The 11,894-nt window shown below is 73.5% G+C and carries 12 protein-coding genes; 6 read left to right on the forward strand and 6 right to left on the reverse strand.

Translation table 11 applies throughout. The features are described from left to right. Nucleotides 1-11: 11 nt before the first annotated feature. From ABT160_RS31475 to ABT160_RS31485, 3 genes are all read right to left on the reverse strand, one after another. On the reverse strand, nucleotides 12-1,235 hold the full coding sequence (locus ABT160_RS31475; RefSeq protein WP_351651330.1) for a PP2C family protein-serine/threonine phosphatase: 1,224 nt from the start codon (nucleotides 1,233-1,235) through the stop codon (nucleotides 12-14). Nucleotides 1,236-1,443: 208 nt separating this feature from the next. Beyond that, nucleotides 1,444-2,490 (reverse strand): C40 family peptidase, encoded by a 1,047-nt coding sequence (locus ABT160_RS31480; protein WP_351651331.1) that lies wholly within the window; start codon nucleotides 2,488-2,490, stop codon nucleotides 1,444-1,446. 206 nt (nucleotides 2,491-2,696) lie between these two features. Beyond that, nucleotides 2,697-3,500 (reverse strand): class I SAM-dependent methyltransferase, encoded by an 804-nt coding sequence (locus tag ABT160_RS31485; RefSeq protein ID WP_351651332.1) that lies wholly within the window; start codon nucleotides 3,498-3,500, stop codon nucleotides 2,697-2,699. Nucleotides 3,501-3,656: 156 nt separating this feature from the next. Between ABT160_RS31485 and mshA the strand changes: the two genes are divergently transcribed. Together mshA and ABT160_RS31495 are read left to right on the forward strand one after the other, a co-directional pair. Next, nucleotides 3,657-5,000 carry a D-inositol-3-phosphate glycosyltransferase gene (gene mshA / locus ABT160_RS31490; RefSeq protein ID WP_351651333.1) on the forward strand — a complete coding sequence of 448 codons (1,344 nt, stop codon included), beginning with the start codon at nucleotides 3,657-3,659 and terminating at the stop codon, nucleotides 4,998-5,000. Then, nucleotides 4,993-5,484, forward strand: a complete 492-nt coding sequence (locus tag ABT160_RS31495; RefSeq protein ID WP_351651334.1) for a type III secretion system chaperone family protein — start codon at nucleotides 4,993-4,995, stop codon at nucleotides 5,482-5,484. Before mshA ends, ABT160_RS31495 begins: the two co-directional genes overlap by 8 nt. A gap of 18 nt (nucleotides 5,485-5,502) precedes the next feature. On the opposite strand, the gene ABT160_RS31500 is transcribed toward ABT160_RS31495, so the two are convergent. Next, nucleotides 5,503-6,774 carry an MDR family MFS transporter gene (locus ABT160_RS31500; RefSeq protein WP_351651335.1) on the reverse strand — a complete coding sequence of 424 codons (1,272 nt, stop codon included), beginning with the start codon at nucleotides 6,772-6,774 and terminating at the stop codon, nucleotides 5,503-5,505. 149 nt (nucleotides 6,775-6,923) lie between these two features. Between ABT160_RS31500 and ABT160_RS31505 the strand changes: the two genes are divergently transcribed. Together ABT160_RS31505 and ABT160_RS31510 are read left to right on the forward strand one after the other, a co-directional pair. After that, the gene (locus ABT160_RS31505; protein WP_351651336.1) at nucleotides 6,924-7,682 is read left to right on the forward strand and encodes a phosphoglyceromutase; all 759 of its coding nucleotides are present in this window, start codon (nucleotides 6,924-6,926) and stop codon (nucleotides 7,680-7,682) included. A gap of 140 nt (nucleotides 7,683-7,822) precedes the next feature. Continuing rightward, nucleotides 7,823-8,605 carry a GntR family transcriptional regulator gene (locus ABT160_RS31510; RefSeq protein ID WP_351651337.1) on the forward strand — a complete coding sequence of 261 codons (783 nt, stop codon included), beginning with the start codon at nucleotides 7,823-7,825 and terminating at the stop codon, nucleotides 8,603-8,605. 76 nt (nucleotides 8,606-8,681) lie between these two features. On the opposite strand, the gene ABT160_RS31515 is transcribed toward ABT160_RS31510, so the two are convergent. Together ABT160_RS31515 and phoU are read right to left on the reverse strand one after the other, a co-directional pair. Next, the gene (locus ABT160_RS31515; RefSeq protein ID WP_351651338.1) at nucleotides 8,682-8,831 is read right to left on the reverse strand and encodes a hypothetical protein; all 150 of its coding nucleotides are present in this window, start codon (nucleotides 8,829-8,831) and stop codon (nucleotides 8,682-8,684) included. 126 nt (nucleotides 8,832-8,957) lie between these two features. Beyond that, a complete protein-coding gene (phoU, locus tag ABT160_RS31520) occupies nucleotides 8,958-9,641 on the reverse strand; it encodes a phosphate signaling complex protein PhoU (RefSeq protein WP_351651339.1) in 684 nt (227 codons plus the stop codon). 200 nt (nucleotides 9,642-9,841) lie between these two features. Between phoU and phoR the strand changes: the two genes are divergently transcribed. Together phoR and phoP are read left to right on the forward strand one after the other, a co-directional pair. Then, nucleotides 9,842-11,089 (forward strand): two-component system sensor histidine kinase PhoR, encoded by a 1,248-nt coding sequence (gene phoR / locus ABT160_RS31525; RefSeq protein WP_351651340.1) that lies wholly within the window; start codon nucleotides 9,842-9,844, stop codon nucleotides 11,087-11,089. A 5-nt stretch (nucleotides 11,090-11,094) separates the two neighbouring features. After that, complete coding sequence (gene phoP / locus ABT160_RS31530; protein ID WP_466728736.1) at nucleotides 11,095-11,766, forward strand: two-component system response regulator PhoP; 672 nt, start codon at nucleotides 11,095-11,097, stop codon at nucleotides 11,764-11,766. The last annotated feature ends 128 nt before the right edge of the window (nucleotides 11,767-11,894 follow it).

Below are 11,894 nucleotides of genomic sequence, written 5' to 3' on the forward strand. Positions count from 1 at the left end.
CGCAACACGCCCTAGGCCCGGTCCCGGTCGAGCAGCAGCACCGCCACGTCGTCCGTCAGCTCGCCGCCGTTCAGCTCGCGCACCCGGGACACCGCCGACTCCAGCAGCTCCTCGCCGCGCTGCCCCGCCGCCAGCTGCTCGTTGACCATCCGGACCATCCCGTCCTGGCCGAGCCGGGGCGAGCCCGGTCCCGCCGAGCGGCCCTCGATCAGCCCGTCGGTGTACATCAGCAGGCTCCAGGCGCCGCCCAGCTCCACCTGGCGGCGCGGCCAGCGGGCGCGCGGCAGCAGGCCGAGCGCCGGGCCCCCGTCCTCGTACGGCAGCAGGCGCGCGGGCGATCCGGCGCGCGCGATCAGCGGCGCGGGGTGCCCGGCCAGGCACAGGCCCGCCCGCCGCCCGTCCGGGGCGATGTCCACGGTGCACAGGGTCGCGAAGATCTCCTCGCTCTCCCGCTCGTGCTCCAGGACCTGCTGGAGCGTGGAGAGCAGGTCGTCGCCGCACAGCCCGGCGAAGGTCAGCGCCCGCCAGGCGATCCGCAGCTCCACGCCGAGGGCGGCCTCGTCCGGGCCGTGGCCGCAGACGTCGCCGATCATCGCGTGGACGGTGCCGTCCGGGGTGCGCACGGTGTCGTAGAAGTCGCCGCCGAGCAGTGCGCGCGAGCGCCCCGGCCGGTAGCGGGAGGCGAAGCGCAGGTCCGAGCCCTGGAGCAGCGGGGTGGGCAGCAGGCCGCGCTCCAGGCGGGCGTTCTCCTGGGCGCGCAGCCGGGACTCGGCGAGCTTGACCTGGGTGGCGTCGGCGCGCTTGCGCTCCACGGCGTAGCGGATGGCCCGGCTGAGCACCCGGCCGTCCAGCTCCTCGCGGAAGAGGTGGTCCTGGGCGCCGACCCGTACCGCCTCCGCGGCCAGTTCGGCGTCGCCGGACGCGGCGAGCGCCAGGACCGCGTGCTTCGGCGCCAGCCGCAGCACGTGGCGCAGCGGGGCCAGGGCGTCGTCGCCGGTCACCCGCAGGCCCAGGTCGACCAGGACGCAGTGCACGTCGTCGGTGAGCAGCCGCTCGGCCTCGGTGAGGTTGCGGGCGGTGCGGATGCGGACCCGGGTCCCGGCGGCGTCGAGGAGCTCGGGGACGGTGAAGGTGCCCGCCGGATCGTCCTCGATGACGAGGAGGGTGAGGTCGCCGCCGCCGGGGGCGGCGGTCTCCGCGTCGCGCTGACGCGGCACGGGTACGTATGCGGGCATCGGTCTGTGGATTCCTTCCCTCCCCCCGAGGGCACGGCACGAGGACCATAGCGGTCGCGCCCCGCCCAGCGGAATGGCGACCGGCGAGGAGTCCCCGGCATATGCCCCTCAAGGGGAGGTTGTCGGCCACCCCGCCATGACGAAGCTCACGTCCCGGCGGGGCGGACCGGCCCTCCCGCCAGGACCTGCCCTCCCGCCCGGACAGGTCCTACTTGTCCGGGCGGACCACCTTCAGGATCGGCATCGAGCCCGCGCCCGCGATCGTCACGTTCCGCCCCGGGCGCGGGGCGTGCACGATGGCGCCGTCCCCGATGTACATCCCGACGTGGCTCGCGTCGGCGAAGTAGATGATCAGGTCGCCGGGCCGCATGTCCTTGATCTCCACCGCGGGCAGCAGCCGCGACTGCTCCTGGGAGGTGCGCGGGATGCCGTGCCCGGCGGCCAGCCAGGCCTGCGAGGTCAGCCCCGAGCAGTCGTACGAGCCGGGGCCCTCGGCCCCCCACACGTACGGCTTGCCGATCTGGGCGGTGGCGAACTTGACGGCCCGCACGCCCTGTTCGCTGGCGCTGCCCTTGACGTCCTTCATGGCGCCCGAGTCCAGCCAGGCCGACTGCGCCCGGTACTGCTCCTGCTGCTCCAGGGCCAGCAGCCGCTCGCGCTCCTCGGCCTCCAGCTCCGCCTCCAGCTTCTCGGCGGCCGAGATCCGGGTCTCGACCTCCTTCTTGGCCTTCTCCTTCTTGACCCGGTTCGCCTCCAGCTTCTTCCACTGGGCGCTGGCGTCCGCCGCGTAGACCTTCAGGTCGGCCTGGGTGCCGTTGAGCTGGCCGAGCAGGTCCTTGGTCGCTTTCTGGGCCTCCTGGACGCGCAGGGCGCCGTCGAGGAAGAGCTGCGGGTCGTCGGTGAGCACGAGCTGGGCCTCGGGGGGCAGGCCGCCGCCCCGGTACTGGGCGCGGGCGGTGGCCCCGGCGCGCTTCTTCAGGTCCTCGATCCGGGTCTGCCCGGCGGCGATGACCTTGGCGAGCCGGACGATCTCGGCGGACTGCTTCTCCGCCTGGTCCTCGGCGAGGTTGTACGCGTCCGTGGCCGCGCCGGCCTGGCGGTAGAGGGTGTCTATCTCCTTGCGGACCTCTTCGAGGCTCTTCTTCGGGGGCGCCGGTGGTACGGGCGCGGCGAAGGCCGAACCGGCCGGTGACGCCAGCAGGGTCAGGGCGCAGACCACGGTGATCGCGGCAGCGGCACGGCGGCGTCGGTTCACTTGCTTCCCCCTCCGGTCACACGCACCCTCAAGGCATGTGACTTACCGTCAGTAACTTTTCATGGTCCCGTGATCGTGCCACGTCCCCCGGCAAAGCGACAGGGATGCGACGAACCCCGGGAACCCCTCGTTCCCCCCGTGTCTGACGAACGATCGCCGGTCCGCGTTCCCGATGTCGCCCCTGTGGGGGACGAGTTGCCCCGGGATCAGCCGGAACGGGGTGCCAGCGCCGCCCAGTTCACCGTCACTTCGCCCTGCCGCCACCTGCGCGGCCCGTCCGCCAGCGGCCAGTCCGCCGCCAGGTCGCGCACCGCCCTGATCCAGCGCTGCCGCGCCCCCAGCGAGGCGAACGGGGCCGCCGCCGCCCAGGCCCGGTCGAAGTCCCGCAGGAACGCGTGCACCGGCTCGCCCGGCACGTTCCGGTGGATCAGCGCCTTCGGCAGCCGCTCGGCCAGGTCCGAGGGGCGCTCCAGCGAGCCGAGCCGGGTCGCGAACGTCACCGTGCGCGGCCCGCCCCGGTCCAGCGCCACCCACACGTGCCGCCGGCCGATCTCGTCGCAGGTGCCCTCCACCAGCAGCCCGCCCGGGGCGAGCCGGCCGCACAGCCGCGCCCAGACCGCCGCCACCTGGTCCTCGTCGTACTGGCGCAGCACGTTCGCCGCCCGGATCAGGGCGGCCTCGCCGGGCACCGGCACCTCGAACCCGCCGTGCCGGAAGCTCAGGCCCTCGCGCTCGTACGGCTCGGCCGCCGCCACCCGGGCCGGGTCGATCTCGACGCCCACCACCTCGGTGCGCGGGTCGGCGGCGCGCAGCCGGGCCAGCAGCTCCACGGCGGTCCAGGGCGCGGCCCCGTAGCCGAGGTCCACGGCCACCGGCGGGGCCTCGCCGCGGCGCAGCGCGGGCCCGTGCGCGGCGGCGATCCAGCGGTCCATGCGGCGCAGCCGGTTCGGGTTGGTGGTCCCGCGGGTCGGGGTGCCGACGGGGCGGCTGGGAGTCGTGCGCGGGGCCATGGGACAAGGCTAGAGGGTGCCGTGGGTGCGGTGAGGCGCGCCGGGACGCAACGTAATGAATTGGCAAAGCGGAAATGAATGGGGTCCGTCCGGCTGTTCTGCCTCCGGAGGGCCCGACCCTCTGTTCGTCATGCCCCGAGCGGAAGGACCGTCCACGTGAGCCAGTACGTGTCCCGGTTCGCCGGCACCCTGGCGGCGACCCCCAGGCTCCGGCTGCCCGGCCAGCCCCGCAGGCCCCGCCGGGTCGCCATGCTCAGCGTGCACACCTCGCCGCTGCACCAGCCGGGCACCGGCGACGCGGGCGGCATGAACGTCTACATCGTGGAGCTCGCCCAGCGGCTGGCCGCCCAGGGCGTCGAGGTCGAGGTCTTCACCCGGGCCACCACCGGCGGGCTGCCGCCCGCGGTGCAGCTGGCGCCCGGCGTGCTCGTGCGGCACGTGGACGCCGGGCCCTACGAGGGCCTGGCCAAGGAGGACCTCCCGGCCCAGCTGTGCGCCTTCACCCACGGCGTGATGCAGGCCTGGGCGGGCCACCGCCCCGGCTACTACGACCTGGTCCACTCCCACTACTGGCTCTCCGGCCACGTCGGCTGGCTGGCCGCCCAGCGCTGGGGCGTCCCCCTGGTGCACGCCATGCACACCATGGCCAAGGTCAAGAACGCCGCGCTGGCCGAGGGCGACACCCCCGAGCCGGCCGCCCGCGTCATCGGCGAGACCCAGATCGTCAGCGCCGCCGACCGCCTCATCGCCAACACCGACGAGGAGGCCGCCGAGCTGGTCCGGTTCTACGACGCCGAGCCCGGCAAGGTCGCCGTGGTCCACCCCGGCGTGAACCTGGACCGCTTCCGCCCCGGCGACGGCCGCGCGGCCGCCCGGGCCAGGCTCGGGCTGCCGCGCGACGCCTTCATCCCGCTCTTCGCGGGGCGCATACAGCCGCTGAAGGCCCCCGACGTGCTGCTGCGGGCCGTCGCCGTGCTCCTGGAGCGCGACCCCTCGCTGCGCACCCGCATGGTCGTGCCGGTGGTCGGCGGCCCCTCCGGCAGCGGTCTGGCCAAGCCCGAGGGCCTGCAGAAGCTGGCCGCCCGGCTCGGCATCGCCGACGTGGTGCGCTTCAGGCCCCCGGTGGGCCAGGAGCAGCTCGCCGACTGGTTCCGGGCCGCATCGGTGCTGGTCATGCCCTCGTACAGCGAGTCCTTCGGCCTGGTCGCCATCGAGGCCCAGGCGGCCGGGACCCCGGTGGTCGCCGCGTCCGTGGGCGGCCTGCCGGTGGCGGTGCGGGACGGGGTGACCGGCTTCCTGGTCGCGGGCCACGACCCGGCGGACTACGCCCGCGCGCTCGGCCGGTTCGCCGACGACCCGTCGCTGGTGGCCCGGATGGGCGCGGCGGCGGCGCGGCACGCGGGCTCCTTCGGCTGGGACGCGGCCGCCTCGGCGACGGCGGACGTCTACTCCGCCGCGCTGCACGAGCACCGCCGTCGCGTACGCTCGGCGCATGGCTGACGTGCACGGGACGATCGAGGAGTACCTCGCCGACGCGGAGCTGGAGTGGGAGTCGCCCGAGCGGGGCTCGTACGTGGTGAAGCTGCCGGGCACCCGCAAGCTGTCCACGACCCTCTCGCTGCGGCTGGGCCGGCACTCGCTGTCGCTGAACGCCTTCGTGATCCGCCACCCCGACGAGAACGAGGCCGGGGTCCACCGCTGGCTCCTGGAGCGCAACCTCCGGCTGTACGGCGTGGGTTACGCGATCGACCCGCTGGGCGACGTCTACGTGACGGCGAAGCTCCCGCTGGCCTCGGTCACCCCCGACGAGCTCGACCGGCTGCTCGGCTCGGTCCTCGAGGCCGCCGACGGCGCCTTCAACACCCTGCTCGAACTGGGCTTCGCGAGCGCGATCCGCAAGGAGTACGCCTGGCGGGTCGCGCGCGGCGAGTCCACCCGCAACCTGGACGCGTTCAGCCACCTGACCAGGCCGGCCTCGGACTGACGCGCCCCCGGGGGCGGCTCACCCCGTGACGGCGGTCTCCCGCTTCGGGGCCCCCGCCGCCGGCGCCCGCACGGCCGGGTCCTCGCGGGGCAGCCCCCGCATCAGCAGCCAGTAGCCCAGCGCCGTCACCGTGCCCAGCACGGCGCAGGCCGCCCAGAGCCAGGCGGCGCCCCAGCGGTCGATGATCGTGCCCGACATCAGCGGGGCGACCAGCGCCGCCACCGACCAGGACGTCGAGTAGACGCCCTGGTAGCGGCCCCGGCCGTGGACGGGGGAGAGGCGGACCACCAGGCCCGTCTGGGTGGGGGCGTTGACGATCTCGGCGAGCGTCCAGACGGTGACCGTCAGCGCGTACACGGCCAGCGACCCGGCGAACGCGGTGAGCCCGAAGCCGTACCCCGCGAGCAGCGCCGAGACGATCAGCAGGCTGCGCGGGTCGCGGCGCTCGATGACCCGGGTGACCGGGATCTGCAGGGCCACGATCAGCACGCCGTTGACGGCGACGACGGTGCCGTAGTCCGAGCTGGAGAAGCCGCTCGTGGCCATCGCGGCGGGCAGCCCCATGAAGCCCTGCTGGAAGATCAGCGCGATCAGGAAGGACAGCCCGACGACGCTCATGAAGCGCCGGTCCGCGAGCACGGTCCCCAGACCGACCTCCGGCTCCTTCGGGCCGCCCGGGACGGCGGCGGCCCGCTCCGGCCGGGACTCCGGGATCTTCACGAAGACCAGCACCGCGCAGAGCAGCGTCATCGCGGCCTCGCCGAGGAACCCGGCCAGGTAGCTGTACTCGGCGACGAAGCCGGCGAGCGCGGAGGAGACCGCGAACCCCAGGTTGATCGCCCAGTAGTTGAGGGAGAACGCCCGCACCCGGTCCTCGGGCCGCACGATGTCCGCCATCATCGCCTGCACCGCCGGGCGCGAGGCGTTGGAGGCCATGCCGACCAGGAAGGCCACTCCCGCGATCGCGGCCGGGTCGCGCATGAAGCCGAGCAGCGCGACCGTCGCCGCGGTGGAGGTCTGGGCGATCAGCAGCGTGGGGCGGCGGCCGAGCCGGTCGGTCATCACGCCCGCGCCGATCGAGGAGATCACCCCGCCCAGGCCGTGCAGGGCGACGACCAGTCCGGCGTAGGTCGCGGACTCGCCGCGCTCCAGGGTCAGGTAGAGGACCATGAAAGTCGCGACGAAAGCCCCGAGCCGGTTGACCAGGGTGCTGGCCCACAGCCACCAGAAGGCGCGCGGGAGCCCCGAGACGCTCTGCTCGACGGCCCTTCTGAGCGTGGCGATGGACATACGGGCATCCCCCTGGGACCAAAGGCCGTGACAACGGCACGATGTAAGACTCCGACGCGGTAGCCGCAACTTACCGAGACGGTTCCCTGGGCCGCCAGTCAATTGACGCGAGCCGTCAACCAGCGGGCCGGTCCATTAGGCTCGGACACATGGCCGACGCACCGTACAAGCTGATCCTCCTCCGCCACGGCGAGAGCGAGTGGAACGAGAAGAACCTGTTCACCGGCTGGGTGGACGTGAACCTGACCGCCAAGGGCGAGAAGGAGGCGGCGCGCGGCGGTGAGCTGCTCAAGGACGCCGGCCTGCTCCCCGACGTGGTGCACACCTCGCTGCAGAAGCGCGCCATCCGCACCGCGCAGCTCGCCCTGGAGTCCGCGGACCGCCACTGGATCCCGGTGCACCGCAGCTGGCGCCTGAACGAGCGCCACTACGGCGCGCTGCAGGGCAAGGACAAGGCCCAGACCCTCGCCGAGTTCGGCGAGGAGCAGTTCATGCTGTGGCGCCGCTCGTACGACACCCCGCCGCCGGCCCTCGAGGACGGCACCGAGTTCTCCCAGTCGGACGACGCGCGCTACGCGACGATCCCGCCGGAGCTGCGCCCGCAGACGGAGTGCCTGAAGGACGTCGTCGGCCGCATGCTGCCGTACTGGTACGACGGCATCGTCCCGGACCTGCTGGCCGGCCGCACCGTCCTGGTCGCCGCCCACGGCAACTCGCTGCGCGCCCTGGTCAAGCACCTCGACGGCGTCTCCGACGAGGCCATCGCGGGCCTGAACATCCCGACCGGCATCCCGCTCTCCTACGAGCTCGACGCCGACTTCAAGCCGGTCAACCCCGGCGGCACCTACCTCGACCCGGACGCGGCCGCCGCGGCCATCGAGGCCGTGAAGAACCAGGGCAAGAAGTAACGCTCTTCGCGATCATGCCCCCCACCTGCGCGTACGGCGCGGGCGGGGGGCATTTTCATGATCTGGGACCTCTTCGGGACCTCATTACCGAACACAGTCCCGGGACTGTGTTTGGCTGTCCCCAGCCGAAAGGAGCGCGGGTGGCAGCGAAGTGGCGGGAACTGGCGGACAAGCTGGCGCGGCAGATCAGGGACGGCGACTACGCCCCGGGGCAGCAGCTCCCCCAGATCCGCGAGCTGGTCGAGGCGGGCGAGGGCTCGAAGACCACGGTCCACTCGGCCTACAAGGCGCTGGAGGCCGAGGGCCTCGTCACCTCCTTCCGCGGGCACGGCACGGTCGTGCGGGAGACGTCCCCGCTGAAGCGGCTGGGGGTCGCCCGCTACGACAAGGCCGCGTGGCGCGACCGGGACGAGGCCGCGTTCGTCGCCGGCCGCGTCGCCTCAGGATGGCCGTACAAGCGCGGCGTGCCGACCCAGCGGATCGGCCGGGTCACCGCGCCGGCCGTCGTGGCGGCGGCGTACGGCCTGCCCGAGGGCGCCGAGGTCTACGCCCACACCCGCCTGGTGAAGGAGGACGACCAGCCGACGCACACGCTGACCGGCTACTACCGTCCCGAGCACGTGGAGGGCACCCGCATCGCCGCCCCGACCCCGGGGCCCGCCACCCGGGACGGCGGCTTCCGGGTGCTCTACGACGCCGGGTACGAGGTCGACCGGATGCGGGAGGAGCTGTTCGCCCGGGTCGCGAAGGCCGAGGAGGCCGAACTGCTCAGGCTGCTGCCGGGGGAGTGGGTCGTCGAGCTGCACCGCAGCGCGTTCACGGCGGACGGCACGCTGGTGGAGTTCGCCGTCGGCGTCCACGCGGCGACGCGCTTCGCCTGGGCGTACGACTTCGAGGTGCCCGACTCGGCCGCGAGCCGGTAGGGCCCCGTCCGCGCCGGACGGGGCCCCATCGGTGCGTGCGCGTGCCGTACGCGGACGCGCGTACGGCTTCCTGCCGTCAGCCGGAGCAGCCGCCGCACTGGCACGGCGCGCCGGACTGGCAGCCGCAGCCGCAGCCGGCGCCGCAGCCGCAGGCGCCGAGGACGGGCAGGAACACCACTTCGACCGGGGTGTCCTGCCGGGGTTCGGTCGTGGGGGATTCGGCCATGGGGTCCCTCCTCAAAGGCGTGGGTCGCCTCTCCCCATTGCATGCCCACCGGACCGGGCGCATCAACGGCGCACGCGCGCAGGCCGTCCGGCGCGCCCCCGTGCGGGAGCCCCGCGCCCCCGGGTGTCAGGCCCCCTCGACCGACGGGATGTCCGCCGACTGGAGCTCGTCCGCGTGCTCGCCCGTGACCAGGTAGACCACGCGCTTGGCCACCGAGACCGCGTGGTCCGCGAAGCGCTCGTAGTAGCGGCCCAGCAGGGTCACGTCGACCGCCGTCTCGATGCCGTGCTTCCAGCGGTCGTCCATCAGGTGCTGGAAGAGCGTGCGGTGCAGGCGGTCCATCTCGTCGTCGTCCGTCTCCAGCTGGAGCGCCAGGTCGACGTCCTTGGTGATGATGACCTCCGCGGCCTTCGCCATCAGGCGCTGCGCCAGCTGGCCCATCTCCAGGATCGTCGCCGACAGGTCCCGCGGCACCGCGGTGTCCGGGTAGCGCAGCCGGGTCAGCTTGGCCACGTGCTGGGCCAGGTCGCCCGAGCGCTCCAGGTCGGCGCTCATCCGCAGCGACGTCACGACGATCCGCAGGTCGGTCGCGACCGGCTGCTGGCGGGCCAGCAGGGCTATGGCCCGCGCCTCCAGGTCGTGCTGCAGGTCGTCGACCTTCTGGTCGGCGGCGATCACGCTCTCCGCCAGCTTCAGGTCCGCGTCCAGCATCGCCGTGGTGGCGCGCCCGATCGCCGACCCGACCAGCCGGGCCATCTCGACCAGGCCCTCGCCGATCGAGTCAAGTTCCTCGTGGTACGCGTCCCGCATCGAAGTCCCTCTCATGAGTGAAACCGGCGTCCGGGGAAGGAGTCGGACCGCCACGCTTCCCACGTTCTGTCCGAAACGCGTCCGGCTCCTCCCCCACAAGTGAACCGGCACTATCCCCTTGGTGAACTCTGGGCGACGACTGTTCGAGCTGCCACCCGTTTGGCTGGGAGAGTGTCGGCCACCCCGCATAACCTGGTCGCATGGACGTGAACGCGGCGGTCGCCGCATTGGCCGCTATCGCCGGGGTGTGCACCGGCGTGATCGCCATGCTGGCGTTCCGCTGGAGCGAGCGCGACCAGGCGCGACCCACCCGCACCTCCCTGCACACCGACGCCGTGCTCCCGCCCGGCGTCGACACCGTGCTCTCGGTGCTCCGCTCCTCCGCCGTGGTCCTCGACGAGAGCGACTCGGTGGTCAAGGCCAGCTCGGCGGCGTACGCCCTGGGCCTGGTCAGGGGCGGCAAGCTGGCCGTGGAGCCGATGCTCCACATGGCCCGCGACACCCGCCGCGACGGGGAGATACGCCAGGTCGAGCTCGACCTGCCCCGGCGCGGCACCGGCCGCGGCGAGGCCCTGGCGGTCTCCGCCCGGGTCGCCCCGCTCGGCTCGCGCCTGGTCCTGCTGCTCGTCGAGGACCTGACCGAGGCCCGCCGCATCGAGGCGGTGCGGCGCGACTTCGTGGCGAACGTGAGCCATGAGCTGAAGACGCCGGTGGGCGCCCTCTCGCTGCTCTCCGAGGCCGTCATGGACGCCTCGGACGACCCCGAGGCGGTCACCCGCTTCGCCGGCCGCATGCAGATCGAGGCGACCCGGCTCACCAATCTGGTCCAGGAGCTCATCGACCTCTCCCGGGTGCAGAACGACGACCCGCTGGAGGACGCCGAGCCCGTCCGCGTGGACGAACTGGTCGCCGAGGCGATCGACCGCTCCCGCCAGCCCGCCTCCACCAAGCAGATCACCATGGCCGCCGGGGGCACCGCCGACCTGCGGGTCTGGGGCAACCGGGGCCAGCTGGCCGCGGCCCTGGGCAACCTGGTGGAGAACGCGGTCAACTACTCCCCGGCCCACACCCGGGTGGGCATAGCCGCCCGCCGGGTGTCCGCGCCCGGCGGCGACCTCATCGAGGTGGCCGTCACCGACCAGGGCATCGGCATCCCCGACAAGGACAAGGAGCGCATCTTCGAGCGCTTCTACCGCGTCGACCCGGCCCGCTCCCGTGCCACCGGCGGTACGGGCCTGGGCCTGGCCATCGTCAAGCACGTGGCCGCCTCGCACGGCGGGGAGGTCACCGTGTGGAGCACCGAGGGTCAGGGCTCCACGTTCACCCTGCGACTGCCGGAGGCCGGCGCGGCCCGGGACCGCTCAAGGACGGCCCCCGGCACCGGCGCCGACGACACCGACCCCGAGACCCTTAACGAACCGCTCCCTGCCCCGGAGGTCCTTCCGTGACCCGAGTGCTCGTCGTCGAGGATGAGGAATCCTTCAGCGACGCCCTTTCCTACATGCTCCGCAAGGAGGGCTTCGAGGTCGCCGTGGCGGCCACCGGGCCCGACGGCCTCGACGAGTTCGAGCGCAACGGCGCGGACCTCGTCCTGCTCGACCTGATGCTCCCCGGCCTGCCGGGCACCGAGGTCTGCCGCCAGCTGCGCGGCCGCTCCAACGTGCCGGTCATCATGGTGACGGCCAAGGACAGCGAGATCGACAAGGTCGTCGGCCTGGAGATAGGAGCCGACGACTACGTCACCAAGCCGTTCTCCTCGCGCGAGCTGGTGGCCCGCATCCGCGCGGTGCTGCGCCGCCGCGGCGAGCCCGAGGAGGTCACCCCGGCGGCCCTGGAGGCCGGTCCGGTCCGGATGGACGTCGACCGGCACGTGGTGACCGTGGCGGGCGGCAAGGTCGACCTGCCGCTGAAGGAGTTCGACCTGCTGGAGATGCTGCTGCGCAACGCGGGCCGGGTGCTGACCCGCATGCAGCTGATCGACCGGGTCTGGGGCGCCGACTACGTGGGTGACACCAAGACCCTGGACGTCCACGTGAAGCGCCTGCGGGCCAAGATCGAGCCGGACCCGGGCGCGCCGCGCTACCTGGTCACGGTGCGCGGCCTGGGCTACAAGTTCGAGCCGTAGGCCGCTGGGCGTACGTGAAGGGGCCCGCCGCGCGGCCGGCGGGCGGGGGGGGCCCCGGACCCCCCGTCGGGGCGCGGGCGGGGCGCCGCCCGGGGCCCGGGTGGGGGCCCCGGCGTGGGCGGGGGCCG

The sequence above is a fragment of the Streptomyces sp. NPDC001941 genome, from assembly GCF_040296945.1.
Lineage (GTDB): Bacteria > Actinomycetota > Actinomycetes > Streptomycetales > Streptomycetaceae > Streptomyces.

Bases quoted from the DNA above. Each gene is read 5' to 3' on its own strand.
- ABT160_RS31475 (WP_351651330.1), bottom strand. From the start codon at position 1,235: ATGCCCGCATACGTACCCGTGCCGCGTCAGCGCGACGCGGAGACCGCC.
- ABT160_RS31485 (WP_351651332.1), bottom strand. From the start codon at position 3,500: ATGGCCCCGCGCACGACTCCCAGCCGCCCCGTCGGCACCCCGACCCGC.
- ABT160_RS31495 (WP_351651334.1), top strand. From the start codon at position 4,993: ATGGCTGACGTGCACGGGACGATCGAGGAGTACCTCGCCGACGCGGAG.
- ABT160_RS31500 (WP_351651335.1), bottom strand. From the start codon at position 6,774: ATGTCCATCGCCACGCTCAGAAGGGCCGTCGAGCAGAGCGTCTCGGGG.
- ABT160_RS31505 (WP_351651336.1), top strand. From the start codon at position 6,924: ATGGCCGACGCACCGTACAAGCTGATCCTCCTCCGCCACGGCGAGAGC.
- ABT160_RS31515 (WP_351651338.1), bottom strand. From the start codon at position 8,831: ATGGCCGAATCCCCCACGACCGAACCCCGGCAGGACACCCCGGTCGAA.
- phoU (WP_351651339.1), bottom strand. From the start codon at position 9,641: ATGCGGGACGCGTACCACGAGGAACTTGACTCGATCGGCGAGGGCCTG.
- phoR (WP_351651340.1), top strand. From the start codon at position 9,842: ATGGACGTGAACGCGGCGGTCGCCGCATTGGCCGCTATCGCCGGGGTG.